A 25415-nucleotide genomic window follows, 5' to 3' on the forward strand; every position below is an offset into this window, starting at 1 on the left:
CGCGCCCGTCTGATCAGCTCGCGAGGGTTTCAGTAGCCGACGGTGAAGTGCCGGTCCGCGCGCGGGTTCTCCAGTTCGTCGAGGATGGCGACGGCCAGGTCCTCGGCCGAGATGTGGGAGGTGCCGTCGGCGGCGGTGAGGAGGGTGGTGGTGCCGCGTCGGTAGTGGCCCGTGCGGGGGCCGGGTTGGAGGAGGGCGGGTGGGCTGAGGTAGGTCCAGTCGGCCGGGTGGGCGCGGCAGGTGGCCAGTTGGGCGGCGCTGGCGGTGGCGATGGCACGGTACGGCGGCGGCACGTACTCCGCGCTGTCGAGGACGAGGCGGTCGGGGTCGGCCGGGAGCCGCAGTGGGGCGGCGCCGCCGACGACCAGGATGCGGGTGCCGGCCTTCGCCGCCGCGTCGAGCAGGGTGGTGGTGGTCGGGACGAGGGTCGGTTCGTGGCCGGGTGCGGGTCGGGTCGCGGCCACGACGGCGTCGGTGGAAGCGAACAGTTCGGTCATGCGGTGGAGGTCGTCGGCGTCGGCCACGACGGCGGTCGGGGACGGGCCGGACGGCGCTCGCCGGTGGACCGCGACCGGTTCGTGGCCCCGGGCGGCGGCCTCGGCGACGACGCGGGAGCCGACCATGCCGGCGGCTCCGATCACGGTGATCCTCAACGAAGTGCTCCTTCCGGTGCGGGGGTTCGGGTGGGCGCGGGGAGCTGTCCCGCGACGATCGCGGCGAGGGAGAGTCCGAAGCCGGCGAGTTGGACGGGGCCCAGGGTCTCGCCGAGCAGGGCGGCGCCGAGGAGGGCGGCGACCAGTGGCGAGAGCAGGCCGAGGACGGCGACCGAGGTGACGGGCAGGGCGGTGACGCCCCGGAACCAGAGGGTGTAGGTGATCAGTCCGCCCACCAGGCCGAGCCAGAGGTAGCCGAGGGCGGCGGGCGCGTCGACGGCCGGGGGCGGGCCCTCGGCGAGGAGGGTGACGGGCACCAGGAACAGGCCGCCCGCGGCGAGTTGCCAGCCGGCGAAGGCCATCGGGCCGACCCCGGCGGGGCGTCCCCAGCGCTTGGTGAGCGTCACGCCGAGTCCCATGGTGGCCGCGCCGGCGAGGCCGGCCGCGATTCCGACGGCGTCGAGCGAGGCGTTCGGCCCGATCACCACCAGGCCGACGCCGACGACGCCGGCCACGCCCCACAGGAGCCGCCAGCCGGAGAGCCGCTCGCGCAGCACCGTCACGGCCAGCACGGCGACGACGAGCGGCTGGGCGGCGGCCAGCGTCGCGGCGACGCCGCCCGGCAGGCGCTCGGCGGCGACGAACAGCAGGGGGAGGAAGAGGCCGATGTTGAGTACGCCGAGCGCGGCGGCCTTCCCCCACCAGGCTCCGCGCGGCAGGGTCCGGGTGATCGCGAGCGCGATCAGGCCGGCGGGCAGCGCCCGCAGGAGCCCGGCGAACAGGGGGTGGCCGGCCGGGAGCAGCTCCGTGGTGACGACATAGGTCGTGCCCCACACCGATGGAGCCAGCGCCGTCAGGGCGGTCCTTTGCAGGTCACTGGTCATGCTCGAAGTCTCGTTCGAGGCGATCGATGAGTCCAACACATGTTTGTCAGTTCATCGATCTCGAATCATGATGGATCCATGGAGCTCCAGCAGATGCGGTACGTCCTCGCCGTCGCCGAGACCAACAGCTTCACCCGGGCCGCCGAGCGGTGCCTGGTGGTGCAGTCGGCGCTCAGCCACCAGATCGCCCGCCTGGAGCGGGAGCTCGGCGCGCGGCTCTTCGAGCGGACCAGCCGCCGGGTGCGGCTCACGCCGGCCGGCGCGGCGTTCCTGCCGGCCGCCCGCCAGTGCCTGGACGCGGCGGAGCGGGCGGCGGCCGAGGTCGCGGCGGCCGTCGGGGAGGTGCGTGGCCGGCTGGCCGTCGGCCTGATCCCCACCGTCGCCGCGGTCGACGTGCCGGGCGCGCTGCGCGACTTCCGCCGGCGGTACCCGGAGGTGCGCGTCAGCCTGCGGGTGGGCGGCAGCGACGCCCTGGTCGAGCAGGTGCGGGAGGGCGCCCTCGACGTGGCGTTCCTCGGCCTGCCGACCACGGCGCACCCCCGGGGCGTCGCCGTGCGGGAGCTGGCCCGCGACCGGCTCGTCGCCGTGGTCGCGCCGGACCATCCGCTGGCCGGCGAGCCGGTGGTCGACCTGCGGCGGCTCGCCGACGAGGTGTTCGCGGACCTGCCGGCGGGCACGGCGGGGCGTGCCCAGTCCGACCTGGCCTTCGCGGCCGCCGGGCTGGGCCGGGACGTCGCCTTCGAGGTGAACACCGCGGACTACGTGGCCCGGCTGGTCGCCGCCGGCCTGGCCGTGGCCATGCTGCCCTCGGCCTATGTGCCGCAGCTGCCCGGCGGCGTCGTCACCATCGAGGTGTCCGACGCGCCGGCCCGCGTCGAGTACGTCATCTGGAGCCGTTCGGCGCGCACGCCGGCCGCGACCGCCTTCCTTGACGTGCTGGGCATCGAGCCGGACGACGCCGCCGCCCCGGACCAACCGACCGCACGCGCCCAGCGCACCCGCATCACCGAGCCGGATCAGCCGGTGGACCGCGGATAGCGCTCCAGCCAGACCGAGGACGACTCGCCGGGGCTGTGCAGCGACGGGCCCTGCGTCATCTCCATCGCGAAGTCGTCGGCCAGCGCCAGCAGCGTCTCCCGGCCCTCCAGCTCCGCCACCCAGGCCGGTGGCAGCGCCGTCTCGCCGTGCAACGCGCCCAGCAGGTTGCCACAGACCGAGCCCGTGGAGTCGGAGTCGCCGCCGTGGTTGACGGCGAGCAGCAGGCCGTGCCGCATGTCCTGGGCCACCAGCGCGCAGTAGACCCCGATGGACAGCGCCTCCTCGGCCGTCCAGCCCTCGCCGAGCGACTCCACGAGCTCCGGCCTCGGCATGCCCTGCCGGACGGCGCCGAGCGCGCGCTTCAGGGCGTCGGTGGTCTCCTCGTGGCCGGGGCGGGTGGCCAGCTGCACCAGCGCCTTCTGGATCGCGGCGTCCAGGTCGTCGCCGCGCACCAGGCCGTGCACGATGGCCGCGAACGCGCCGGCCGCCAGCATCCCGGTGGGGTGGCCGTGGGTCTGCGCCGCGCACTCCACGGCGAGTTGGAAGACCAGTTGCGGCTCCCAGCCGACCAGCAGGCCGAAGGGCGCGGAGCGCATCACCGTGCCGCAGCCCTTGGAGTCCGGGTTCTTCGGCCGCTCGACGGTGCCCATCCTGGCGTCGCCGAGCCCGCTCAGGCAGGCCCGGCCGGGGGCGCGCTGGGAGTACAGCCACTCCTCGCGGGCCAGCCAGCCGTCCTCGGCCCGCCGCTCGTCCGGGCCCCACTCGCGCTGGGTGACGTACCAGCGGCGGTAGGCGGCGTGCAGGTCGGTCGGCGGGTGCCAGGCGCCGGTGTCCCGGCGGACGTGCGCCCGGATCAGGCCGTCCACCGTGAACATCGTCATCTGCGTGTCGTCCGTGATCGCGCCGCGCCGACCGTACGCGGGCACGTAGTCGGTGACGCCGTCCTCGCCGTGCTGTTCGACGATCCGCTCCAGCGAGTCGAACTCAACGCCGGCGCCCAGCGCGTCCCCGATGGCGCCGCCCAGCAGGCAGCCGCGTACCCGGCTGCGGAAGTCCTGCTGGTCGGACCGCCCCCACAGCGCGCCCCCCGTCGGCACGCTCACCCCTCGCCGCCCAACACCGGGAGTAGCTTGGGCAGTTGGCCGTCCGCCGCCTCGGCGGCCGCCACCCGCTCGGCCGGCACCTCGCCGTAGGTGGTGGTGCGGAGCCTGGACGGGCGGCCGATCGAGTCCGCGATGGCCTTCAGTTCGGCGACCGAGCGGTAGGAGCCGTAGGAGGAGCCGGCCATCCGGGAGATGGTCTCCTCCATCAGCGTGCCGCCCAGGTCGTTGGCGCCCGAACGCAGCATCTCGGCGGCGCCCTCGGTGCCCAACTTCACCCAGCTGGTCTGGATGTTGGTGATGTGCGGGTGCAGCAGCAGCCTGGCCATCGCGGTGACCGCCCGGTTGTCCCGGTGGGTCGGCCCGGGGCGGGCGATGCCGGCCAGGTAGACCGGGGCGTTGGTGTGGACGAACGGCAGGGTGACGAACTCGGTGAAGCCGGCGAGTCCCTTCTCCTCGTTCGCCCGCTGCATCCGGGCCAGGGTGCGCAGATGGCCGAGCCAGTGCCGGGGCTGGTCGACGTGGCCGTACATCATCGTGGAGGACGACCTGATGCCCAACTCGTGGGCGGTGGAGACGACCTCGATCCAGGTGTCGGCCGGCAGCTTGCCCTTGGTGAGCACCCAGCGCACCTCGTCGTCGAGGATCTCGGCGGCGGTGCCCGGGATGGTGTCGAGCCCCGCCTCGCGGGCCGCGACCAGCCACTCGCGGATGGACAGCCCGGTGCGGGCCGCGCCGTTGACGACCTCCATCGGCGAGAAGGCGTGCACATGCATGCCCGGCACCCGCTCCTTCACCGCGCGCGCGATGTCGAAGTAGGCGGTGCCCGGCAGGTCGGGGTGGATGCCGCCCTGCATGCACACCTCGACGGCGCCCACCTCCCACGCCTGCGCGGCGCGGTCGGCGACCTGTGCCACCGACAGCGTGTAGGCGTCGGCGTCGGTGCGGCGCTGCGCGAAGGCGCAGAACCGGCAGCCGGTGTAGCAGACGTTGGTGAAGTTGATGTTGCGGGTGACGATGTACGTCACCTCGTCGCCGACCACGGCGCGGCGCAGGTCGTCGGCGATCCGGCAGAGCGCGTCGAGCGCCGGTCCTTCCGCGTGCAGCAGCGCCAGGGCCTGCTCGTCCGTCAGCCGGGTCGGGTCGTCGGCGGCCTGGGAGAGCGCGGCCCGCACGTCCCCCTCGATCCGCTCCGGCACCATGCCGGGCGCGGCCAGTTCGGCGAGCGCGGCCCAGTCGCCGTACACCTCGTCGAAGTCCGCCCGGCGGTCGCCGGTGCGTCCCTCGGTGTCGATGGTGCGGTGCAGGTCGGTGCGTCCGGCGGCGGTCAGCGGCTCGTCGGGCTCCTGCCAGGGCAGGCCGCGCGGGATGGCGTCCTCGCGGGCCAGGCCGGTCTCGGGCTCGGCGAGCGCCGTGACGTGCGGCAGGATCCTGGGGTCGAGCCAGGGCTCGCCGCGCTTCACGAACTCCGGGTAGATCGGGAGGCGTTCGCGCAGCGTGAAGCCGGCGGCCGCGGTGCGGCGGGTCAGCTCCTCGATCTGCGGCCAGGGCCGCTCGGGGTTGACGTGGTCGATGGTGAGCGGCGAGACGCCGCCCCAGTCGTCGATGCCGCAGCGGATCAGCAGGTCGAACTCGCCGTCGACCAGGTTCGGCGGCGCCTGGATGCGGGCCGTCGGGCCGAGCAGCAGCCGGGCCACGGCCACGGTGGCGGCCAGCTCGGCCAGCTCCGCGTCCGGCATGCCGCGCATCGCGGTGTCCGGCTTGGCGCGGAAGTTCTGCATGATGACTTCCTGGATGCCCCGGTGGGTCCGGGACACCCGGCGCAGCGCGAACAGCGACTCGGCGCGCTCCTCGTACGTCTCGCCGATCCCGATGAGCAGCCCGCTGGTGAACGGCACGCTGGACCGGCCCGCGTCCTCCAGCACCCGCAGCCGGACGGCCGGCTCCTTGTCGGGCGAGCCGTGGTGCGGGCCGCCCGGCTCCGACCAGAGCCGGGTGGCGGTGGTCTCCAGCATCATGCCCATCGACGCGGACACCGGCTTGAGCCGCTGGAAGTCCGTCCAGCTCAGCACGCCGGGGTTGAGGTGCGGCAGCAGCCCGGTCTCCTCCAGGACCCGCACCGCCATGGCGCGCACGTACTCCAGCGTGGAGTCGTAGCCGGCCGCGTCCAGCCACTCGCGGGCCTCGGGCCAGCGGTCCTCCGGCTTGTCGCCGAGCGTGAACAGGGCCTCCTTGCAGCCGAGTTCGGCGCCGCGCCGGGCGATCTCCAGCACCTCGTCGGGGGAGAGGAACATGCCGTGGCCGGCGCGGCGCAGCTTGCCCGGCACGGTCACGAAGGTGCAGTAGTGGCAGCGGTCCCGACACAGCCGGGTGAGCGGGATGAACACGCCCTTGGAGTAGGTGATGACGCCGGGCCGGCCGGCCGCCTCCAGGCCGGCGTCCCGCACCCGGGCGGCGGCGGTCGCCAGCTCGTCCAGGTCGTCGCCCTTGGCCCGCAACAGCACGGCGGCCTCGGTCACGTCCAGGGCCACCCCGTCCCTGGCCCGGCGCAGCGCGCGCCGCATCGCGTTGGCCGTGGGGGCCGCTCCGCTACTTGTCATGCCACCGAGCATAAGAGTGGGGTGGGGCCGGCGCAGGTAGCCCTCTGGCGTTCCCCCGCACGTCATGTGGGGGCCCGCCGGGCGTGTGACCGTGGCTCGGTCCCGAACCTACGGAATCCCGAACGGAGTTGTCCCCATGGGCGCGGTGAACCGACGTGACCTGCTCAGACTCGGTGCGGCCACCGGCGGCGCGGCCGCCGTTACCCTGGCCCCCGTGGACTTCGCGAACGCCGACGACGGCGACGCCTCCGCCCGGCCCGAGACCCGCACCGTGCGCGGCCACCTCGACACCGGCGCGCCCGACTTCGTCTACGTCCCGGTGCGGGTGCCGCGCGGCGTGCGCCGGCTGGCCGTCTCCTACACCTACGACCGGCCGCAGGTGCCCGCCGGCACCCCGGGCAACGCGCTGGACATCGGCGTCTTCGACGAGCGCGGCACCGAGCTCGGCGGCGAGGGCTTCCGCGGCTGGTCGGGGGGCGCGCGCACCGAGTTCTTCCTGAGCGCCGAGGAGGCCACCCCCGGCTACCTGGCAGGGCCGGTCAACGCCGGCACCTGGCATGTCGCGCTCGGCCCCTACACCATCGCCCCCCAGGGCCTGGACTACGAACTGACCATCACCCTGGAGTACGGGCCGGCCGGCACCACCCCGCGCCCCACCTACCCCCGCGAGCGCGCCCGCGGCCGTGGCCGCGCCTGGTACCGGGGCGACTGCCACCTGCACACCGTCCACTCCGACGGGCGCCGCACCCCGGCCGAGGTCGCCGCCGCGGCCCGCGCCGCCGGGCTCGACTTCATCGTCTCCACCGAGCACAACACCACCTCGGGCCACGGCGCCTGGCGCGGCCTGGACGGCGACGACCTGCTGATCCTCTGCGGCGAGGAGGTCACCACCCGCAACGGCCACTACCTGGCGCTCGGCACCGACCCCGGCACCTTCGTCGACTGGCGCTACCGCGCGCGCGACGACGCGTACCCCCGCTACGCACGCCGTATCCACCGGGCGGGTGGACTCGTCGTACCGGCGCACGCCCATGCCACCTGCATCGGCTGCTCGTGGCGGTTCGGTTTCCGCGAGGCCGACGCCGTCGAGCTGTGGAACGGCGAGTGGACGGCCGAGGAGGAGCTGGCGCTGGCCAGCTGGGAGTCGCTGCTGCGCGGCGGCGGCGACTGGCTGCCGGCGATGGGCAACAGCGACGCGCACCGCGAACCGCAGCCGGTCGGCCTCGCCCAGACCGTGGTGCTGGCCGATGGTCTGGACCGCCGCTCCGTCCTGGCCGGCATCGCGGCAGGCCGGAGCTACCTCGCCGAGTCCTCGGCCGTCACGCTCGACCTGACCGTCACCGACGAACGCGGCCGGCGCGCCGGCATCGGCGAACGCCTGGACGCCCCGGCGGACCGGAAGGTCACCGTCCGGCTCGACGTGTCCGGAGTGCCGGGCGGGGTGCTGCGACTGATCACGGACCAGGGCCTCATGCGTTCGACGCAGCTTTCGTCGGACATCAATTCGGGGACCCTCACCTGGGAGACAACCGTCTCGCTGGTGGCCTATGTTCGGGCCGAGGTACGCCACCGACCGGCCGACGGCGGGGCGTCCGGGCTGCCCGGAGCGATGGCCGCGATGAGCAATCCGGTCTTCCTCGGGGGCAGTTCAGGCCGATAGACTCCAACGTTCGCCCCATACGTTAATGAGGTAAGAGGCAGAGGACCCATGACCGTTGGTGAGGGGACCGTTGAGGGGACCCTGTACTTCTCCGTGCTCGGGCCCGTCCGTGTCCGGCAGGGCGAACGGGAGCTGTCCTCCACCTCCCCTCAGCTGAGGGCCGTCATCGCGGCCCTCCTGCTGCGCCACGGCCGCACGGCCACCGCCCAGGAGCTGGTGAACGCCCTGTGGGGCGAGGACCCGCCCTCCCAGGCGGTGGCCACGGTGCGCACCTACGCCTCGCGGCTGCGGAAGATGCTGAGCGGGCGGGCCGACGTGTGGGTGAGCGAGTTCGGCGGCTACGCCCTCCGGCTCGGCCCCGACGACGAGTTGGACGTGAACGTCGTGGCCCGGCTGACCGCGGCGGCCGAGAAGGCGTCGGCCGCCGGCGAGCTCAGCCGGGCCCACGAGCTGTACGGGCAGGCGCTCGCCCTGTGGGACGGCGAGGCGCTGGGCAACGTGCCGGGCCCCGAGGCCGAGATGCAGCGCACCCGGCTGGGCGAGCAGCGGCTCAACCTCCTGGAACAGCGCCTGGACGTGGGCCTCCAGGCGGGTCTACACGCGGAGTCTGTCTCCGAGTTGACCGCGCTCACCACGGAGAACCCGTACCACGAGCGGTTCGTGGAGCTGCTGATGCTGGCGCTCTACCGCTGCGGCCGGCAGAAGGAGGCGCTGGCCGTCTACGCCGACGCCCGCCGGAAGCTGACCAGCGAGCTGGGCGTCGATCCGCGCGCCGAGCTCTCCGAGCTCCAGCAGCGCATCCTCAACGCCGACGCCTCCCTCAACTACGTGGGCCCGCCGCAGACCTCCGCCCCGCCGCCGATCCGCCCGGCCCAGCTCCCGGCCGCCGTCCCCGACTTCACCGGGCGCACCGCGTTCGTCGCCGAACTCGGCGCCCAACTGGCCACCGCCGGCGGCCGGGTCATGGTCGTCTCCGCCGTCGCCGGCATCGGCGGCGTCGGCAAGACCACGCTGGCCGTACAGGTCGCCCACGCGGCCCGGGAGAACTTCCCCGACGGGCAGCTCTACGTCGACCTCCAGGGCGCGGGCTCCACCCCCGCCGACCCCAAGGCCGTCCTGGGCGCCTTCCTGCGGGCGCTGGGCACCGCCGAGGAGGCCATACCGCAGAGCCTCCAGGAGCGCGCCGCCCACTACCGCTCGCTGCTGGACGGCCGCCGGCTGCTGATCCTGCTCGACAACGCCCGCGACGCCGCCCAGATCCGCCACCTGCTGCCCGGCACCCCCGACTGCGCCACCCTCATCACCAGCCGGGTGCGGATGGTCGACCTCGCCGGCGCCCACCTCGTCGACCTCGACGTGATGAGCCCCGAGGAGGCCCTGACCCTCTTCACCCGCATCGTCGGCGCGGAACGGGTCAACGCCGAGCGCCAGGCCGCCATGGACGTGGTCGCCGCCTGCGGCTTCCTGCCGCTCGCCATCCGCATCGCCGCCTCCCGCCTCGCCTCCCGCCGCACCTGGACCGTCTCCGTCCTGGCCAGCAAGCTCAGCGACGAACGCCGCCGCCTCGACGTCCTCCAGGCCGGCGACCAGGCCGTCAAGGCCACCTTCGAACTCGGCTACGGCCAACTGGACGCCGAGCAGGCCCGCGCCTTCCGCCTCCTCGGCCTCGCCGACGGCCCCGACATCTCCCTCCACGCCGCCGCCGCGCTCCTCGACCGCGACGCCGAGACCGCCGAGTCCATCCTGGAGACGCTGGTCGACACCTCCCTGGTGGAGTCCGCGGCGCCGGGTCGCTACCGCTTCCACGACCTCGTGCGGCTCTTCGCCCGCGCCTGCGCCGAGCGGGACGAGCAGCCGCCGGCGGAGCGGGAGGCCGCACGGGTGCGGCTGCTCGACTTCTACCTGGCCACCACCGCCCGGGTCTACGAGCTGGAGCGGCCCGGCGACCGGCTGCCGCGCCACCTGACGCCCACCAGCCACCCGGGCCTCGACTTCGACACGGCCGAGGCCGCCGTCGAGTGGCTGTTCACCGAGGCCGACTGCCTGCTCTCCTGTGCCCGGCAGGCCGTCGAGCCGGGCCGGGTGCGCCCGGCGGCCGACCTGCTGCTGGTGGCCCGCGACCTGTCCGAGTCCGGGGTGTTCTCCTTCCAGTACGAGCGGGCGGCCGAGGCGCTGCTCCGCGCCGCTCAGGACGCCGACGACCCGCGCACCGAGGGACGGGTGCTGATCGCCCTTGCCCAGGCGGACAACCACGCCGGACGCTTCGAGTCCTCGGACGCCCACGCCCAGCGGGCCTGGCTGCTCGGCGTCGCGGCCGAAGAGCCCACCATCCGCGCGCAGGCCGCCAACCTGCGCGGCATCGCCGCCGGCTACCTGGGCCGGGAGGCGGACGCCGAGGGCTACCTCCTCAAGGCACTCGAAGCGTTCCGCGAGTACCAGGACCGCCCCGGCGAGGCCAGCGCCCTGGCGAACCTCTCCCGCAGCTGCCTCAATCTGGGCCGCACCACCCGAGCCGTGGAACTCGCCTACCAGTGCCTGGAGATCCTCCAGTCACCCGGGTCGGGGATCCGACTCGCCAACGGCCAGTACGCGCTGGGCCGCTCCCTGGCAGCCGACGGCCAACCCCAGGCCGCCATGCAACAGTTGACCGCCGCACTGGCCACCTTCACGTCCCACCGGCAGCGGCTCTGGGAGGGCATGACCCTCTTCCGCATGGCCGAGGTGCACCTGAGCACCGACCAGCCGACCGAGGCCGCCCGCCTCGCCGAGCAGGCACTCGCCCAACTCCGCGACGTCGGCGGCGACTACCGCCGCGCCCAGATCCTCACCCTGCTCGGCCACGCCCTCGCCGCCATCGGCCAGGCCGGCCGCGCCCACGCCTGCTGGGAGCAGGCCCTCGTCACCTTCGAGGAGTTGGGCAGCCAGGAGGCCGACGCCGTCCGCAACCTTCTGCGCTCCAGCGCCATCTGAGCTTTCAAACCTCGCGCCAGCACCCCATATATCAATCGTTTATCTCGGCATGCGAGGCTCATGCGCAGCAACCGCCACATTCGGGGGCAACGGTTGCCGGCCGGGCCGTCCGTTGGCCACGGGGGAGTCAAGGGACGGCCCGCGCCCGCTCACCTTCAGGACTGGAGTTCATCGTGACCGAGAACAGCAAGCAGCGGGCCACCAGGGACGCGCAGGGCACCACCATCAAGCCGCTGGACAACTACGGGACCAGCGAGCCCGTCGACACCGAGGACGACAACTACGGCACCAGCGAGCCGACCGTCAAGCCGCTGGCCGCGTCGACCGCCAAGCCGCCGGTGAAGCCGCTCGGTGACAACTACGGGACCAGCCAACCGGCCGACACGCCCCAGAAGTAGCCGGGGGCACCACCGAGCGACCGGCCGCAGCGGAGACTCGTCGCCGCTGCGGCCGGTTCTTATGTGCCCAATCCCGGGCACATTCGATTGGAGAGCGAACAGCTACTAGGAGACTCCGCATGACTCGCACTCAGAGGATCCTCGCCGTCTGCCTCACGACGGTGGCGTGTGTCCTGGGCGCCACCGCCCCCGCGCTGGCCCTCGGGCCGAACGCGTCCACTCCGGTGACGGAGCCCAACGGCGACAACTGGGGCACCACCGCCCCGGCGACCGTCGAGTAACCCGCTCCGCTTCGCGGGGCGAGCCCTCGGGCCCGCCCCGCGAAATCGTTTATCGCCTGTTTATTGGTGGCTGTCATGCTCATAAGTGTTCGACCGCACAGGGGTGCGCGGTCGGTCACTCGGTCCCGGGTTCTGTTCGGCAGTGACGGGGGAGCTGCCGGACGGGCGCCGGTGCGAGGTGGTCCAGGCGGCGCGGAGGGGGCGCCGCCAGGACCGAACCCCGCCGGAGGCGACCGCGTTTCGGGGGAAAACGCGGTCGACCCGGGACCCGTCCGGTCGCCGCGGCGGCGGCACCGGACACTGCCGGCGCTGACCGGCTCGGAGGACACGGAGGGGAGTCGTCCGGGCCGTCAGCGCCGTTGCCGTCTCCTCCCCCAACCCCGCCCTTTCGCTGCGAATCGGACGGTCGCGCGGGCAAACCTCTCTGTGATCTAGTCGGCAAGATCCGCACGACTCTCGCCTCCCGCCCAGGCCCTGCACCAAGCTGACTCGGCGACAGGACTCAGGACCGCAGGAGGAGAAACCCCGCATGAGCAAACACCCCCGCATGCTGCGTGGCACGTTGACCGCCGCCCTCGCCGCCGCGGCGCTGCTCGCCACCCAGGGCGGCGCGCACGCCGACGACGCCGCGCCCCGCATCATCGGCGGTGGGGACGCCACCGAGACCTACTCGTTCATGACGGCGATCGACATGCTGCGGGACAACGGCGAGTACCGGTTCCGCTGCGGCGGCTCGCTCGTCGACGAGCGGTGGATCCTCACCGCCGCGCACTGCGTCGCCGACCGCGACACCGGCGAGGTGCTCGACGCCTCGCTTTTCACCGCCCGGGTCGGCTCCAACGACCGCACCGCGGGCGGCAGTACGGCCGGCGTGACGGAGGTCGTGGTCCACCCCGACTACCTGGCGGACCACGAGCAGATGATCGGCGACCTCGCCCTGCTGCGGCTGGCCGAGCCGATCACCGACCAGCCGACGGCCGTGCTCGCCGAGGACGTCCCCGAGGTCGGCTCCCACCTGCGCATGATCGGCTGGGGCTACCAGTCCAACGGCGCGACCACGCTGCCCACCCGGCTCCAGCAGCTCGACAGTCTCGTCAGCCCGGCCGAGGACTGCGTCGTCAACGGCCCCTGGGACATCGGCGAGGGCGACTTCTGTACCAGCACCGAGACCGAGAGCGGCTACTGCGGCGGCGACTCGGGCTCGCCCGCGCTCCAGTGGGTCAACGACCGCTGGGAGGTCGTCGGCGTCGTCAGTCGCGGCGTCGGCGACGACTGCGCCACCGAGCCGGACGTGCTGCCGGCCGTCGCCAGCCACCAGGACTGGATCGCCACCACCCTCGCCGGCTGACGCGGGTCCCGCCCCCGAACCGCGCGGGGCGCCCATCACCTCGCGGGCGCCCCGCGCACACCCGTCGCCACCCCCGTCGCCGCGGCCAAGGCCGCCGCCACCGCCGACAGCACGGCGAGCCACGCGAACAGCGCCGGGTAGCCGCCGAGCGGCCCGGCCAACGCGGCCGTCGCGAACGGCGTCAGCGCCCCCACCACCGTGACCGGCGCGGCCAGCAGCGCGGAGAGCCGCCCGTAGGCCGCGCTCCCCCAACGGTCGGGCACCGCCGTCGCCTGGAGCAGCGTCACATTGCCCCGCACCATCCCGGCGAGCACCGAGAGCACCACCAACAGCCAGGCGGGACCCGGCACCAGGCCGAGCGCGGCCGTCGTCGCCCCGCCGAGCGCGATCAGCGTCACCGTGCGCGCCACGGTCCCGGTGCGGCGGGCCAGCGTGGCGTACAGGGCCCGCCCCAGGGTCTGCCCGGCCCCGCCCAGGCCCAGCGCCCAGGCGGCCGTCGAGGGCGAGAGGCCGCGCTCGGTCAGCAGCGGCACCAGGGCGATGACGACGCCGAAGACCACGAACCCGGAGAGCGTGAGGGCGGTGGCGAGCAGCACGAAGGGGCGGCTGCGCGCCACGCCCGTGCCGGCGGCGCCGGCCGGGCCCGGCTCGGGCGGCGCCGGCCAGGGGGCCCGCAGCGCGAGGAAGTGCGGCGGCACGGTGCCGGCGGCGAGCACGGCCGCCAGCACCAGGTAGGCGCCGCGCCAGCCGAGCGGCTCGGCCAACGCGGCGGTCAGCGGCGCGAAGACGGTGGAGGCCAGGCCGCCGGTCAGGGTGACCGCCGTCAGCGCCCGCACCCGGCGCGGCCCCCACCAACGGGCCACGGCGGCGAACGCCGGCTGGTAGAGGGTGCCGGCCATGGCCACGCCGACCGCCAGCCAGGCCACCGCGAACACCGCCGGGTTGGGCGCGGCGGCGAGCCCGAGCAGCGCGACCGTGCCGAGCACCGAGCCCCAGGTCATCACGGCGCGCGGCCCGCGCCGGTCGATCAGCCGGCCCACCGGGATGCCGACGCCGGCCGAGACCAGCAGGGCGGCGGAGAACGCGGCGTTGCAGGCGCTCGCCGACCAGCCGGTGTCCGCCGTGATGGCGGGCAGCAGCACCGGGAACGCGTAGTAGAGGATGCCCCAACTGGTGATCGAGGTCAGGCACAACGCCGGCAGCACGCCCCTGGGCGGCCGGTCCTGCTCGACGACGGCGGGGCGGGTGGCTGTCGTCGGCGCGGCCGTGTCGGGGTCGTTCGTCATGCCCACAGCATTCCCCGGCGCACGGCCGCGCGTCGTAATCGGTTTGCGCCCGCCCGGCCCGACGTGTTTGCGTGCCTCCCTGAGGAAAGGAGCCCCGAGTGGCTTTGACGTCGCGCACCCCCACGGGCATCGCCTACGACCGGGCGGGCCCCGCGGGCGGGCCGCCCGTCGTCCTGATCCACGCGGGCGTCGCCGACCGCCGGATGTGGGACCCGCTCTGGCCCGAGCTCACCGCGGAACGCGACGCGATCCGCCTGGACCTGCGCGGCTTCGGCGACTCCGGTGACCGGCCGGCCGGTGCGCTCTCCCCCGTCGGCGACGTGCTCGACGTGCTGGCCGCGCTCGGCGTCACGGGCCCCAGCCACCTCGTCGGCGCCTCCTACGGCGCGGGCGTGGCCGTCGAACTCGCCCTGGCGGAGCCGTCGTCGGTCGCCTCGCTGCTGCTGGCCGCGCCCGGCGGCTCCCTCATCCCCGAACTCACCCCGGACCTGCGGACCTTCGTGGAGGCCGAGCGCGCCGCCCTCACCCGGGGCGACCTGACGGCCGCCGTCGAGGCCAACATCGCCTGGTGGGTCGAGGGACCCCAGCGGCGCGGCGACGAGGTGGACCCGGCCGTCCGCGACCTGGTGCGGCTCATGCAGCGCCGCGCCTTCGAACTGACCGCCGACTGGGACGACGTGGAGGCGGCCGAGGCGGACCCGCCCGCCCTCGACCGCCTCGGCGAGCTACGGGCCCCCACCCTGGTGCTGCTCGGCGCCCTCGACCTGCGGGCCATCCACGCGGCGGCCGCCCGGCTGACGGCGGACGTCCCCGACGTCCGCCGCGTCGACTGGCCGGACGTCGCCCACCTGCCGTCGTTGGAGCGCCCGTCCGACTTCCACGCCCTGCTGCGCGACTGGCTGGCGTCCCGCGGAGCGTGAGCCTGGCGTCAGTCTCGCCTCGGCCTCAGCCGAAGGAGAGGCTCATGTCGGTCACATACCAGAGCCCCTCGATCTCGCTGGCGTCGATCCCGATGCCGATCTGCCCGGGCTCCACGCCGGTCGAGTTCGACACGACGATGTCCTGGAGCGTCTGACCGTCCACGGTGACCTGCTCCCCGTCGAACGTCACCGTCCCGGCCGACTCCGTGCCCTCGGCGACCTCGACGGCGAGCGGCTGCCCCGGGTTCTCGGGGGCGAACGACTCGCGCAGCGCGCTCACGCTCTGCCGCGCCTGCTCCGCCTGCGGTCCCTCGCCCTCGCACATCTCGGCGGTGTTGGCCGCGAGCGCGCCGTCGGCACCCGGCGTCCCCATGGCGAGGCAGGCGTCCACCGGCCGGTCCTCCACGATCGCGGTGATCCACACCGCCACCGCGTCACCGGCCGCCGCCTGCCCACCGCCCTGCGCCTCCCCGGACGCGTCCGCCGCGGACTCGTCGACCTCGGTCGACTCCTCCGACTCCTCGGCCTGCTGCGACTCGGTGGCCTCCGAAGTCGTGTCCGCCGACTCCCCGGACTCCTCCGAGCAGGCCGTCACGGTGAGCGCCGCCGCCACGGCCAGCCCACATATGCCACCGACCCGGCGCACGACCCTCGACTTCGCAGTTCTCATCTCGCCCCTCAGGGTTGACAACGTGATCTTGTCGCAGCCGGTACGGTACGCCACCGCCGAGGACCACGGCGCACGCAAGCCTCCCCGGCGCGGCCCTGCCGCAGACAGCTCAACGCCTCACGTCGGCACCTGACCGGCCTCGCTGCGGGCTGACCGCTCGTTCGTCCACCGGCTCGCGGCAACCGCCTCCGTGTAGAGCTCGCGGGTCAGCTCTGCCTCCCCGATTCCGAGTTCGGCCAGCACCTCTCGAATACCGGCCAGCGCTGCGGGGAGGTCGTCGCTCGACTCGACCAGCGTCTCCACTTCGAGATAATCCCCTTCGATCTCCGGAACCCGCACGAGCGTTGCCAGCATCCGACGCCCACGAGCCTCGAACTCGTAGTTGCGACACCGTTTTTCAAAGGCGATGAACGGCCGGTAGCCGAGCCCGCGCAGAATGGCGTGCAACGCCTCGACCTCGGCGATCTCGCTCTCGTGCTCCGGCTTGGACCCCGACTCCGCGTCGATCACGGCGCCCTTGAAGGTGAGCACGGAACGTTTGCCCCGAGCGTTCTCCACCGTTCGCACTCGGAGCTCCTGGTCACGCCCGCTGAGCGTACGACCGTCGTCGTCGTAGTACGTGTCCCAGTAACGCTCGACACGGCTCGTCCCGTACTGCCCGAGCCGCCGCGCGACTTCCTCCGGGTCACGCACCCGCGCCTTGAGTTCGGCTTCGATCACGCCGCCTCCTGACATCAGATTGTTCGTTCACTGTCGGCCCGTATTACCTCGAACGCTGGCACATCCACGCCTACCGCTGGAGCGGCGACCGCCGCACCTACGACCAGGAAGGGCCGCGCCGACCGGAGTCGCCCGCGTTCGCCACCAACCCCTGCACGCCGATCCTCATCGCCAACTGGCTACGGCCGGCCACCGCCATCACCGCCACGTTCCACCACGTCCACGACGCCGTCCGCTAGTTCAAGGAAGAGATGACGCGCGGCTCGCCGCGAAGGTGGCGCGCACGTCGCCGCCACCCTCCGGAGAGGAGGTGACGCACACGCCGCTTGGTATCTCCAAGCAACCGGCTACACCACCCTCGACCTCATCACCTGCTCACCCAACCACCGTGATCCCGCGCTGCCCTGTCCGCGGGTGGGAAAGGTGGTTGCGGCCGGCCGTCGGTGAGGACACAGTCGGCGCCGGGGGGCGGAAGCTCGTGGAGGGAGAGCCGTGGGATATCGCGAACTGGCCACCCGGCCCGTGCTGTTCTGGGTGCTCGTCGCCGTGGGGGCGCGGTTGCCCGTCGCGATGGCGCCGCTCGCGTTCGTCTTCCTGGTGCGCGAACGGCCGGACGGTTCCGCGCTGGGGGCCGGGATCGCCGCGGCGTATGTGATCGGGGAGGTCGTGGGGGCCGTGGCGCTCGGGCCGCGGTTGCGGCCCGCGCGGGCGCGGGGCCAGTTGGCGGCCGGGTTGGCCGGTGGCGCCTGCGCGTTCGCGGGGATCGGGTTGCTGCCCGACGCGCACCCGGTGCTGCTCGGCGCCCTCGCCGCGCTCGCCGGCGCCGTGCCGGCCGCGGCGCCCGGCGGGCTGCGTGCCCTGCTGACCGCGCCGCTGCCCGAAGAGCTCGTGGTCAAGGCGCTGAGCGTCGAGTCCGTGCTCACCTACGCGGTCTGGGCCGCCGCGCCCGCGCTCGTCGGGGGGCTCGCGCTGGGCGTCGACCCGGCGCTGCCGCTGCTGCTCGCCGCGCTGCTGATGGCCGCGGCCACCGTCGGACTGTGGGCGCTGCCGGCGGGGTGGCCGGCGGAGCCCGAGGATCGGCGGGGCGCCTCCATGGCGCGCACCCTCGCCCGCGCCTGGCCCGTCTACCTCACCGGCGCGGCCGCGATGTCGCTGCTGGCGCTGGCCGAACTCGTGCTGCCCGCGCTGCTCGAACAGCGCGCGATCGGCGTCGGCTGGACGGGCCCCCTGCTCGCCGGCTACTCGGTCGCGGCCGCCGCCGGGGCCGCCCTCTACGGCCTGCGCGGCAGCTGGCCCGGCTCGTTGCGCGCCCAGAGCCTGGTCCTGCTGCTCGCCGTCACCGGCTGCGTGGCCTTCGCCGCCACGGCCCGCTCACTGCCCTGGATCGCGGGCGCGCTCCTCGTCGCCGGCCTGTTGCAGGCCGGCGTGCTGGTGACCCGGGTGCTGTCCCTGCGCGAGGCGCTGCCGCCCAGCGCGCACGCCGCCGCCTACTCGGTGATGTACGCGGTGGTCGGCGTCGGCTACGGCGGCAGCGCCGCGCTGGCCGGGGCCGTGCAGAGCGCCGCGACGCCGTCCGTCACGGTGCTCGCCGGCGTGGGCTTCACCCTGCTGCTGATCGCGGCCAGCGCACTCGGCGACCTGCGGCTTCCGCGTGCCGGCCAAGCGCCACCAGGGTCAGGGTCGCGGTGAGCGATCCGGCCGCCATCAGCGTGATCGCCGTGGCCGGGGAGATCAGTTGGGCCAGCGCGCCCGCGATGACGGCGCCGACGCCCTGCATCGCGGCCATGCCGGTGGCGTGCAGGCCGAGGGCCTGGCCCGCCAGGTCGTCGGGGGTGAGGGACATCAGACGCTCCTGGAGGACCAGGCTCGCGGCGAAGCCGAAGGAGGCGACGGCCACGGCCACGGCCGACAGCGCCACCCCGGGCCGCAGGACGAAGCACAGGTAGGGAGCCGCCAGCAGCAGGCGCAGCGGGGTCGCCAACCGGGGCCGCACGGCGGGCGGCACCAGGCGGCCCACCGTCAGGTCACCGAGGAACATGCCGAGCGCCCCGCACGCGTACAGCGTGCCGGCGGCCTCGGGCGCGTACGGGACGTAGAGCGAATCGCCGCCGACCACCAGGCCGTTGGGGACCCACAGCGCCAGGTACGTCAGGCGGCGGGGACGCGAGGACCACAGCAGGGCGTTGGTGCGCCAGGTCGCCGAGACCGACGGGCGGCCGGCGGAGCGCGGCGGGCGGGCCGAGAGGCCCAGGCGGGTGACCCCGGCCGACAGCACGTACAGCGCCGCCGCCAGGAGCAGACAGGTCCGCGGGGACAGCAACGCGAGCAGTGCGCCGCCCGTCGCGAAACCGGCCACCTGCGTCAGGCCCCAGAGCATGTTGTACACCGAACGCCCCAGCACATAGCCGTCCTTGGCCAGGATCTCGGTCAGCAGTCCACCGCGCACTCCCCCGCCGAGCGACGCGATCAGCCCCTGCGCCAGGACGACGCAGAACACCGCCGGGACCGGCAGCCCCGGCAGCGCCAACACCGCCGTGCCGGCCGCGAAGACCAGGGCGAGGCCGGACAGGATCGCGCGCGGCGGCAGGCGGTCGGCCGCCGAGAGCAGGAACGCGCCCCCCACCAACTGCGCCAACTGCGGGCCGAACATGCTCACCGCCGAGAGGAAGGGGGAGCCGGTGGCCCGGAAGACCAGCGTGCCGAGGGCCAGGCCGCCGATCGTCTGGGCCGCGGCGAACGCGCCGAAGGAGAGCAGGAACGGGCTGAACTCCGGGGTGTGGAACAGGGTTCGGTAGCTGCGCATGAGCCGGAGTCTCGGAGCGCCCGGGGGCCGTGGATACTGTTTCGCCGACACGCGAAAGGTCATGCGCCATGGGCTTGTGGCGGATCGACGCCGACACCCTCGTCCACAGTCGGTTCGTGCTCTCGCCGTTCGCCGAGACCTTCGCGAGCCTGCGGCTGCTGCACGCCGGGACCGGCGCCCACCCGGGCGAGACGGCCTGGCTGCGCGACCACCTGCCCGGCTACCGGGCCCGCCTCGCGGCCGATCCGGTGGCCGCGCTGCTCGTCCGGGTGGCGATCGGCACCTCCTGGATCGCCGACTTCTTCTGCCCCACCTCGGGCGAGGGCGAGCGCTTCGAGGAGACCGTGGCCCGGGTGCGGGCCGCCGGGCCTGGCCAGGCGCGGGACGACCTCCGGGTGTGCCTGAAGGGCCCGCTGCCCGCCGCTCTGGAGCGGGACGACCTGCCGGAGCGGGCGACGGCGCTGCTGACGTACGTCTGGGCGGAGACCGTGCGGCCGTACTGGGAGCGCCGGCGGCGCGTCCTGGAGGCCGACGTGGTCGCGCGGACCGCGCGCGTGAGCCAGGGCGGCTGGGCGGCCGTGCTGGACTCGCTGAAGCCGGGGACCCGGTGGCTCGGCGAGAGCCGGTTCCAGGTCAACCGGAACGCGAATCCGCCGCGCGAGATCGCCGCCGGGGCCGAGCTGCTCTTCATGCCGGTGACGCCGCGGACCAGTTGGGTCTCGTGGGAGGGGCGGGAGCGGTACGCCGTCGTCTACCCGTGTCTCGGCGTGCTCGCCGCGGACCACGACCGGCGCCCCGTGCCGGCCGGGCTCGGGGCGCTCGTCGGGACCGCGCGGGCCGGGCTGCTGATGCTGCTCGGGACCCCCATGAGCACGACGCAGCTGGTCGCCGTGACCGGGCAGGGCCTCGGCTCGGTGGGGCGACATCTGCGGGTGCTGCGGGACGCGGGTCTTGTGGAGCGGCGGCGGGCCGGGCGGTCGGTGCTGTACGTGCGGACGGCGGCCGGGGAGGTGCTGGTGGCGGCCTCGGGCGCCACCAGCACCTCACCGGCCGGCCCGGACCCGGCGGGCCCGGGGCGCTAGCCGGCCTGGCAACTCGGCGCGAGGAACGTGGCGTTCGGCCACGGGGAGCCGCCCAGGTAGCCGAAGGTCGTCGACGCGCCCGGCGCGAGCGTCGCGTTCCACGAGGCGGGCGTGGCGCGGACCGTCGAACCGGCGGTCGTCAGGCGGGCGTTCCACGCCCCGCCCGGCGACTGACCGGCCGGCGCGGACCAGGACACCTGCCAACCGGTCAGCGGCGTCGAGCCGTTGTTGGTGACCGTCACCTCGGCCTGGTACCCGGTGCCCCACCGCTGCACCACCCGGTGGTCGGCCAGGCAACCGCCCTGCCGCCTGAAGTCGCCCAGCTCGTCCAGGGTGATGACCCGCTCGTGGCCGAAGACGCGCGCCAGGTGCTCCCGCGAGTTGACGACGCCGTCGCGGATGAAGTCGCCCGACCAGGTGAGGAACCAGCTCCAGTCGGCCTGGTACGCCTCCAGCAGGTCGGGGTCCGGAATGCCGCTGTTCTCCGTCATCGCCACGATCTTGGTGTCGTCGACCAGGTCGACGAGACGCTCGTAGGTCGCGCTGACCGGGCCGTGGTCGCCGGCCGGCGGGTAGGAGTCGGCGCTGACGATGTCCACCACGTCGTCGCCCGGGTACCAGGCGGGGTCGACGGAGTTCCAGATCCAGACGAGGTTGTGCAGGCCGTGCGTGTTGGTCAGCCGGTCGTACATCAACCGGTAGAGCTCCTTGGCCGGTTCCGGGCCCTTCGCGCCCCACCAGAACCAGCCGCCCTCGGCCTCGTGGAGCGGCCGCCACAGCACGGGCACGCCGGCGTCCTGGAGGCGCTCCAACTGGACGGCGATCGCGTCGATGTCACGCAGCAGCAGCGCGTACTCCTCGGACGACGGGTCGGCGAGCGCCGCCGCCACGTCGAAGGTGGTGGCGTCGGTGTAGAAGCCGCGCCACCATTCACGCCCGGGCTCGTCGATCAGCCCGGTGGGCGCGTTCCAGTGCCAGGAGAAGGTGGTGATGCCGCCGCGCGCGTCCCAGGAGACGGCGTTCTCCACCTCCTGCGAGGTGGTGCCGCGCTCGACGCGGCTCGGCGAGTAGTCCATCAGGTCGAGGCCGGCGATGGCCGGGGCGCGGCCGACGTTCTGCTCCAGCCAGGCGATGTCGTCGAGGCTCTGCTGGCCACTGAGGATGGTCTCGCCGTACTGGGAGGCCAGGTAGCTCAGCAGCGAACGCGCCTCGGGGGTGGCCTGGGGGTCGACGGGCACGTCGTCCACCTGGTGCGGCGGCCGGGGCGGCACGGGCGAGACGGTGATGGCGTCGATCTCGTACCAGCCCCAACCGCTGCGGACGGTCACGGTGTTGTCGCCGGGTTCCAGCAGCACCCGGCCGGCCGGGAGCGGGGTGAAGGCGTCGGTGGCGGCGAGGGTGATCTCGCCGTGGCCGCCGCCGTTGAGGAGCAGCACGGCGTTCTTCTGGCCGTAGGGCGCGCGGTAGACGACGGTGAGCTCGTGGAGGCCGCCGGGGCTGTCCGGGATGGTGATCTCCACCTCGTCCTCGGCCACGTCGAAGCCCTCGACATAGCCGGTGCCGGAGTAACCGGCGGCGGTGGACGCGACGTTGACGCCGCGCAGCGTGCCGTCCTCGGCCTCGTAGGTCGCGGCCTGGGCGGTCCCGACCCGGTCGGTCGCGGCCTGGTCGGTCGTGGTCGCGTCGGCCGCGGCGGCCGGCGCGGCCAGCGGCAGGGAGAGCGCGGCCAGCAGGCCGGCGACCAGCGCGGCCAGCCTGGCCCGGGTCGCGGTCCTGGCCGCCGTGCGGAGCGTCTTCACGAGACTCGCCTCCAGGGCTTGGCGGGAGTCGCCCGGTCCATGGCGTCCCGACCATGGGAGCGCTCCCAATCCTCCGGACGTATTCGACCGCACCTATCGTGAGCACGTCAATGAGTAGGACGTCGCCGGCCCGCCGATCCGGCTCTGCCGACAGCCGACGACAGGGATGCCGGAAACGACGACGGGGCAGTGTCGGCACATGACGACCGAGACATCGAGCAAGCCGAACAGGCCGCTGGACGGCAGGGCGACGCTGGTGACCGGCGGTTCACGCGGCATCGGGCGCGCCATCGTGGAGCGACTCGCGCGGGACGGCGCGCGCGTCGTGTTCAACTACGCGCGGGACGAGAAGGCGGCCGAGGAGGTCGCGGCGGGCGTGGTCGCCGGAGGCGGCGAGGCGCACGCCGTGCGGGCCGACTTCGCCGAGCCCGCCGGAGTACGGGAGTTGCTGGAGCGCGCCACCGAACTGCTCGGCGGCGACCTCGACATCCTCGTCAACAACGCGGTGCTGCCCTTCATGCCGACACCGATCGTCGACATCGACGACGAGACCTACGACGCGTTGCTGACGGTCAACCTCAAGGCGCCGTTCCTCACCATCAGGCACGCGGCCCGCACCATGCGGGACGGCGGCCGGATCATCAACATCTCCACCCTCAACACGGTGCGCCCCGCCCCCGGCATCTCCCTGTACGCGGCCAGCAAGGGCGGCCTGGAACAGCTGACGGCGGTCGCGGCGGCCGAGTTGGGGCCGCGGGGGATCACCGTCAACACCGTCTCGCCGGGCGCCACCGAGACCGACCTGCTGCGCGACACCAACCCGCCGGAGAACCTGGAGCTGATCACCAGGCTGACGCCGCTGCGGCGGCTCGGCGAGCCGGCCGACGTCGCCGACGTCGTCGCCTTCCTGGCCGGCCCGGACGCCCGTTGGCTCACCGGGCAGAACCTACGGGCCACCGGCGGCCTCGGCTGACCTTCGTCGTTCAGGCGAGGGGGGCCGGTGCGTCCGCGAGCCGCAGCCGCATGGCGCACTGGTCCTCCGCCTCGACGACGACCCGCCGGCCCCAGTGGGCCGTCAGCCGCTCGCCGACCGCGACCAGCCGGCGGCGCTCCTCCGGGGTGTAGGCGGGGAAGGTGGTCCAGCCCCGGTCGGCGATCGCGTTGCCCAACTCGCGGAAGAGCGTGTCGCGCACGCGCCGCTCCTCCTCTTCGCTCAACGGGGTGCTCTCGTGGCTCGGGGTCACGGGCCGGACGTTGCGGAGGTCGCGGATCACCCGAGCGAGAGTACCCGCCGGTGCCGACGCCGGTCGGTCAGTCGAGGTAGACGGTGACGGCCATCGGCAGGTGGTCGGAGGCGTCCGTGTCGGTGAGGGTGAGGTCGCCGAAGGAGACGTCACGGGCGCCGAAGATCCAGTCGACGCGGCGGGACGGGCCGACGGCGGTGTCGCGGTCCCGGAGTTCGGGATCGCGCGCCTCGTCCTGCGCGCTGTGCAGGCCGGCGGCCAGCACCGCGTCGATCTCCGCCGAGCCGGGCTCGGCGTTGAGGTCCCCGGCGAGCACGGTGTGCGTGCCGTCACCGGTGGCGCGCAGCAGGTTCTCGAAGACCTCGGGGAACGGGGAGCCGTGGGCGGTGACGACCCGAGCGGTCTCGCCGTCCGTGAGCCGGAGGTCGGCGGCGGCGTACGAGCGGTCGCTGGCCAGGTCGCCCGTCTGCGCGTCGAGGACCGGGAGGCTGGTGAGGATGACATTGCCGGACAGCCGGTCGCGCTCCGGGGACCAGACGGCGGTCACGTCGAGACGCCGCTCCAGCCAGTCGACCAGGTCGAACCCGCCGGAGCCCGGGCGGCCCCTGGGGACCTCCTGGAGCAGCACGACCTGCGCGCCGGACGCGCGGATGGTGTCGAGGACCGCCCCCGGGTCGAGTTCGCCGTCCATGGCCCTCGCCTGGTGCACGTTCCAGCTCAGCATCCGGTACATGCCGCCGGCGGTGTCCGTGGACAGCGGCTCGGGTCCCGCGCGCAGCGCGCCGGCCAGCGGCGGGGCGGCGAGCAGCAGGGTGGCGAGGATGATCGGCAGGAACGGGCGCGGCAACGGCGCGGGGACCGGCAGGCGGCTGGCGGCCCAGGCCGTGCCGAGGCCGGCGAGGGTGGGGAACAGCCAGGTGGGGAACGGCGGTTGGACCGGCAGCGTGACCAGCAGGGCGGCCAGCGCGGCGGCCGCCGCGTGCCCGGTCACGGGCCCGGGGAGTGGCAGCGTCACGGCGCGGCGCAGGGTGACCGGCAGGGCGGCGAGAGCGAGCACGGTGGCGGGCAGCGCGGCCCACGGCAGCAGGACGGCGGCCGGCACGGCGACGGCGAGGCCGGCGGGGACCGCCCACCGGGGCCCGGGCAGCGGCAGCGAGAGCGCGACGACGCCGAGCAGGGCGCCGGCGGCGACCCACAGGCCGGCCACGCCGACGGACAGGTCGGCCTGCGCGCCGAGGTGTCCCGGCGAGGCGAGCACGGTGGCGTAGAGCCCGAGGGCGGGGCCGAGCAGCGCGGTGGCGGGGCCGGCGTCGCGTATCTCGCCCCAGGGGGCGGCGGTGGCGAGCGCCCGGGCGGCCTCGGCCGGCGGCCGGAGCGGCCCGTCGGACGGGGTGGTCAGGTGGAGGCGCCGGGCGAGGCCGCCGAGCGCGGCGGCCAGTACGAGGGCGACCGACCAGCCGGGGAACCCGCCGTACCTGAAGGGGTCGAGGAGGTCGAGCGGCAGCCGTAGCGCGACGTCGAACGCCACGGCGAGGGCGACGGCACGGCCGGTACGACGCGGGCCCGCCCGACGGGCGGCGAGCAGCAGCGTGACGAGGGCCACGGCGGTGGTGAGCGCGACCAGGAACAGGCCACGGAGGGCGGGGACCTGGAGCAGCAGCCGGAGCGCGGCGAGCGCGCCGAGGGCCGCCGGCAGGGCGCGGCGCCGGCCGAGCCACCAGGCGACGGGCCCGGCGCCGAGGGTGGCGAGGGCCACCACCAGCAGCGTGCCGACCGTCGTCGCCTCGCCGAACGCCGTCCCGGTGAGGCGGAGCGTCTCCAGGGCGACGAGGGTGGTGACTCCGACGAGGGCGGTACGCGTCATGCTGCCGCAGGCTACCGGTCGCCTGCCGGCGCGGAGCGCCGGGAGTCACCACGCCGACGCTCCGCGGGGCGCTGCGCGGATTTCCCCCACCCACC

General features: G+C 74.3%; 21 protein-coding genes. 10 read left to right on the forward strand and 11 right to left on the reverse strand.

Annotated elements, in window-relative coordinates; all coding sequences use genetic code 11:
• Positions 1–29: 29 nt before the first annotated feature.
• Both RNC47_RS17205 and RNC47_RS17210 read right to left on the reverse strand, forming a co-directional pair.
• On the reverse strand, positions 30–653 hold the full coding sequence (locus RNC47_RS17205) for an NAD(P)-dependent oxidoreductase (RefSeq protein WP_311599752.1): 624 nt from the start codon (positions 651–653) through the stop codon (positions 30–32).
• Entirely contained in the window at positions 650–1537 is an 888-nt protein-coding gene (locus RNC47_RS17210) for an EamA family transporter (RefSeq protein WP_311599754.1), read from the reverse strand. The genes RNC47_RS17205 and RNC47_RS17210 overlap by 4 nt, the downstream gene beginning before the upstream one ends.
• A 78-nt stretch (positions 1538–1615) precedes the next feature.
• On the opposite strand from RNC47_RS17210, the gene RNC47_RS17215 reads away from it, so the two are divergent.
• Positions 1616–2575, forward strand: a complete 960-nt coding sequence (locus RNC47_RS17215; RefSeq protein WP_311599755.1) for a LysR family transcriptional regulator — start codon at positions 1616–1618, stop codon at positions 2573–2575.
• Here the strand turns inward: RNC47_RS17215 and RNC47_RS17220 are convergent.
• Together RNC47_RS17220 and RNC47_RS17225 are read right to left on the reverse strand one after the other, a co-directional pair.
• Positions 2554–3678, reverse strand: coding sequence for an ADP-ribosylglycohydrolase family protein (locus tag RNC47_RS17220; protein WP_311599757.1), 1125 nt, complete (start codon positions 3676–3678; stop codon positions 2554–2556). The two genes, RNC47_RS17215 and RNC47_RS17220, sit on opposite strands and share 22 nt — an antisense overlap.
• The gene (locus tag RNC47_RS17225; protein ID WP_311599759.1) at positions 3675–6287 is read right to left on the reverse strand and encodes a bifunctional FO biosynthesis protein CofGH; all 2613 of its coding nucleotides are present in this window, start codon (positions 6285–6287) and stop codon (positions 3675–3677) included. The genes RNC47_RS17220 and RNC47_RS17225 overlap by 4 nt, the downstream gene beginning before the upstream one ends.
• 124 nt (positions 6288–6411) lie before the next feature.
• On the opposite strand from RNC47_RS17225, the gene RNC47_RS17230 reads away from it, so the two are divergent.
• The 5 genes from RNC47_RS17230 to RNC47_RS17250 all read left to right on the forward strand — a co-directional run bounded on the left by RNC47_RS17230 (position 6412) and on the right by RNC47_RS17250 (position 12932).
• Positions 6412–7935, forward strand: coding sequence for a CehA/McbA family metallohydrolase (locus RNC47_RS17230; RefSeq protein WP_311599760.1), 1524 nt, complete (start codon positions 6412–6414; stop codon positions 7933–7935).
• A gap of 48 nt (positions 7936–7983) precedes the next feature.
• Positions 7984–10905: an AfsR/SARP family transcriptional regulator gene (locus tag RNC47_RS17235; protein WP_311599762.1), complete on the forward strand. Its 2922-nt coding sequence runs from the start codon at positions 7984–7986 to the stop codon at positions 10903–10905.
• Positions 10906–11078: 173 nt separating this feature from the next.
• A complete protein-coding gene (locus tag RNC47_RS17240) occupies positions 11079–11303 on the forward strand; it encodes a hypothetical protein (RefSeq protein ID WP_311599764.1) in 225 nt (74 codons plus the stop codon).
• Between the two features lie 119 nt (positions 11304–11422).
• On the forward strand, positions 11423–11584 hold the full coding sequence (locus RNC47_RS17245; protein WP_311599765.1) for a hypothetical protein: 162 nt from the start codon (positions 11423–11425) through the stop codon (positions 11582–11584).
• 529 nt (positions 11585–12113) lie between these two features.
• The gene (locus RNC47_RS17250) at positions 12114–12932 is read left to right on the forward strand and encodes a S1 family peptidase (RefSeq protein WP_311599767.1); all 819 of its coding nucleotides are present in this window, start codon (positions 12114–12116) and stop codon (positions 12930–12932) included.
• Positions 12933–12967: 35 nt separating this feature from the next.
• Here the strand turns inward: RNC47_RS17250 and RNC47_RS17255 are convergent, their stop codons facing one another.
• Positions 12968–14218, reverse strand: a complete 1251-nt coding sequence (locus RNC47_RS17255) for an MFS transporter (protein ID WP_311599768.1) — start codon at positions 14216–14218, stop codon at positions 12968–12970.
• A 98-nt stretch (positions 14219–14316) separates the two neighbouring features.
• Here RNC47_RS17255 and RNC47_RS17260 point away from each other — a divergent pair, with 98 nt between their 5' ends.
• Entirely contained in the window at positions 14317–15138 is an 822-nt protein-coding gene (locus tag RNC47_RS17260) for an alpha/beta fold hydrolase (protein ID WP_311599770.1), read from the forward strand.
• Positions 15139–15163: 25 nt separating this feature from the next.
• On the opposite strand, the gene RNC47_RS17265 is transcribed toward RNC47_RS17260, so the two are convergent.
• Both RNC47_RS17265 and cyaB read right to left on the reverse strand, forming a co-directional pair.
• Positions 15164–15808, reverse strand: coding sequence for a hypothetical protein (locus RNC47_RS17265; RefSeq protein ID WP_311599771.1), 645 nt, complete (start codon positions 15806–15808; stop codon positions 15164–15166).
• A 117-nt stretch (positions 15809–15925) separates the two neighbouring features.
• A complete protein-coding gene (gene cyaB, locus RNC47_RS17270; protein WP_311599772.1) occupies positions 15926–16528 on the reverse strand; it encodes a class IV adenylate cyclase in 603 nt (200 codons plus the stop codon).
• A gap of 492 nt (positions 16529–17020) precedes the next feature.
• Between cyaB and RNC47_RS17275 the strand changes: the two genes are divergently transcribed.
• Entirely contained in the window at positions 17021–18217 is a 1197-nt protein-coding gene (locus RNC47_RS17275) for an MFS transporter (RefSeq protein ID WP_311599774.1), read from the forward strand.
• Here RNC47_RS17275 and RNC47_RS17280 read toward each other — a convergent pair.
• Positions 18129–19331 (reverse strand): MFS transporter, encoded by a 1203-nt coding sequence (locus RNC47_RS17280; protein ID WP_311599776.1) that lies wholly within the window; start codon positions 19329–19331, stop codon positions 18129–18131. The two genes, RNC47_RS17275 and RNC47_RS17280, sit on opposite strands and share 89 nt — an antisense overlap.
• Positions 19332–19399: 68 nt before the next feature.
• Between RNC47_RS17280 and RNC47_RS17285 the strand changes: the two genes are divergently transcribed.
• Entirely contained in the window at positions 19400–20413 is a 1014-nt protein-coding gene (locus tag RNC47_RS17285) for a helix-turn-helix domain-containing protein (protein ID WP_311599778.1), read from the forward strand.
• On the opposite strand, the gene RNC47_RS17290 is transcribed toward RNC47_RS17285, so the two are convergent.
• The gene (locus RNC47_RS17290; protein ID WP_311599779.1) at positions 20410–22212 is read right to left on the reverse strand and encodes a glycosyl hydrolase; all 1803 of its coding nucleotides are present in this window, start codon (positions 22210–22212) and stop codon (positions 20410–20412) included. The genes RNC47_RS17285 and RNC47_RS17290 overlap by 4 nt on opposite strands.
• Positions 22213–22411: 199 nt before the next feature.
• Between RNC47_RS17290 and RNC47_RS17295 the strand changes: the two genes are divergently transcribed.
• Positions 22412–23185 carry a glucose 1-dehydrogenase gene (locus RNC47_RS17295; RefSeq protein WP_311599781.1) on the forward strand — a complete coding sequence of 258 codons (774 nt, stop codon included), beginning with the start codon at positions 22412–22414 and terminating at the stop codon, positions 23183–23185.
• Positions 23186–23195: 10 nt separating this feature from the next.
• Here the strand turns inward: RNC47_RS17295 and RNC47_RS17300 are convergent, their stop codons facing one another.
• Positions 23196–23486 (reverse strand): hypothetical protein, encoded by a 291-nt coding sequence (locus RNC47_RS17300; RefSeq protein ID WP_311599783.1) that lies wholly within the window; start codon positions 23484–23486, stop codon positions 23196–23198.
• Between the two features lie 37 nt (positions 23487–23523).
• On the reverse strand, positions 23524–25320 hold the full coding sequence (locus RNC47_RS17305; RefSeq protein WP_311599785.1) for an endonuclease/exonuclease/phosphatase family protein: 1797 nt from the start codon (positions 25318–25320) through the stop codon (positions 23524–23526).
• Positions 25321–25415 lie beyond the last annotated feature (95 nt).

The organism is Streptomyces millisiae (assembly GCF_031845425.1).
Classification (GTDB): Bacteria; Actinomycetota; Actinomycetes; order Streptomycetales; family Streptomycetaceae; genus Streptomyces; species Streptomyces millisiae.

Bases quoted from the DNA above. Each gene is read 5' to 3' on its own strand.
- RNC47_RS17250 (WP_311599767.1), top strand. From the start codon at position 12,114: ATGAGCAAACACCCCCGCATGCTGCGTGGCACGTTGACCGCCGCCCTC.
- RNC47_RS17245 (WP_311599765.1), top strand. From the start codon at position 11,423: ATGACTCGCACTCAGAGGATCCTCGCCGTCTGCCTCACGACGGTGGCG.
- RNC47_RS17230 (WP_311599760.1), top strand. From the start codon at position 6,412: ATGGGCGCGGTGAACCGACGTGACCTGCTCAGACTCGGTGCGGCCACC.
- RNC47_RS17210 (WP_311599754.1), bottom strand. From the start codon at position 1,537: ATGACCAGTGACCTGCAAAGGACCGCCCTGACGGCGCTGGCTCCATCG.
- RNC47_RS17215 (WP_311599755.1), top strand. From the start codon at position 1,616: ATGGAGCTCCAGCAGATGCGGTACGTCCTCGCCGTCGCCGAGACCAAC.
- RNC47_RS17295 (WP_311599781.1), top strand. From the start codon at position 22,412: ATGACGACCGAGACATCGAGCAAGCCGAACAGGCCGCTGGACGGCAGG.
- RNC47_RS17225 (WP_311599759.1), bottom strand. From the start codon at position 6,287: ATGCTCGGTGGCATGACAAGTAGCGGAGCGGCCCCCACGGCCAACGCG.
- RNC47_RS17235 (WP_311599762.1), top strand. From the start codon at position 7,984: ATGACCGTTGGTGAGGGGACCGTTGAGGGGACCCTGTACTTCTCCGTG.
- RNC47_RS17305 (WP_311599785.1), bottom strand. From the start codon at position 25,320: ATGACGCGTACCGCCCTCGTCGGAGTCACCACCCTCGTCGCCCTGGAG.
- RNC47_RS17265 (WP_311599771.1), bottom strand. From the start codon at position 15,808: ATGAGAACTGCGAAGTCGAGGGTCGTGCGCCGGGTCGGTGGCATATGT.
- RNC47_RS17255 (WP_311599768.1), bottom strand. From the start codon at position 14,218: ATGACGAACGACCCCGACACGGCCGCGCCGACGACAGCCACCCGCCCC.
- RNC47_RS17280 (WP_311599776.1), bottom strand. From the start codon at position 19,331: ATGCGCAGCTACCGAACCCTGTTCCACACCCCGGAGTTCAGCCCGTTC.
- RNC47_RS17285 (WP_311599778.1), top strand. From the start codon at position 19,400: ATGGGCTTGTGGCGGATCGACGCCGACACCCTCGTCCACAGTCGGTTC.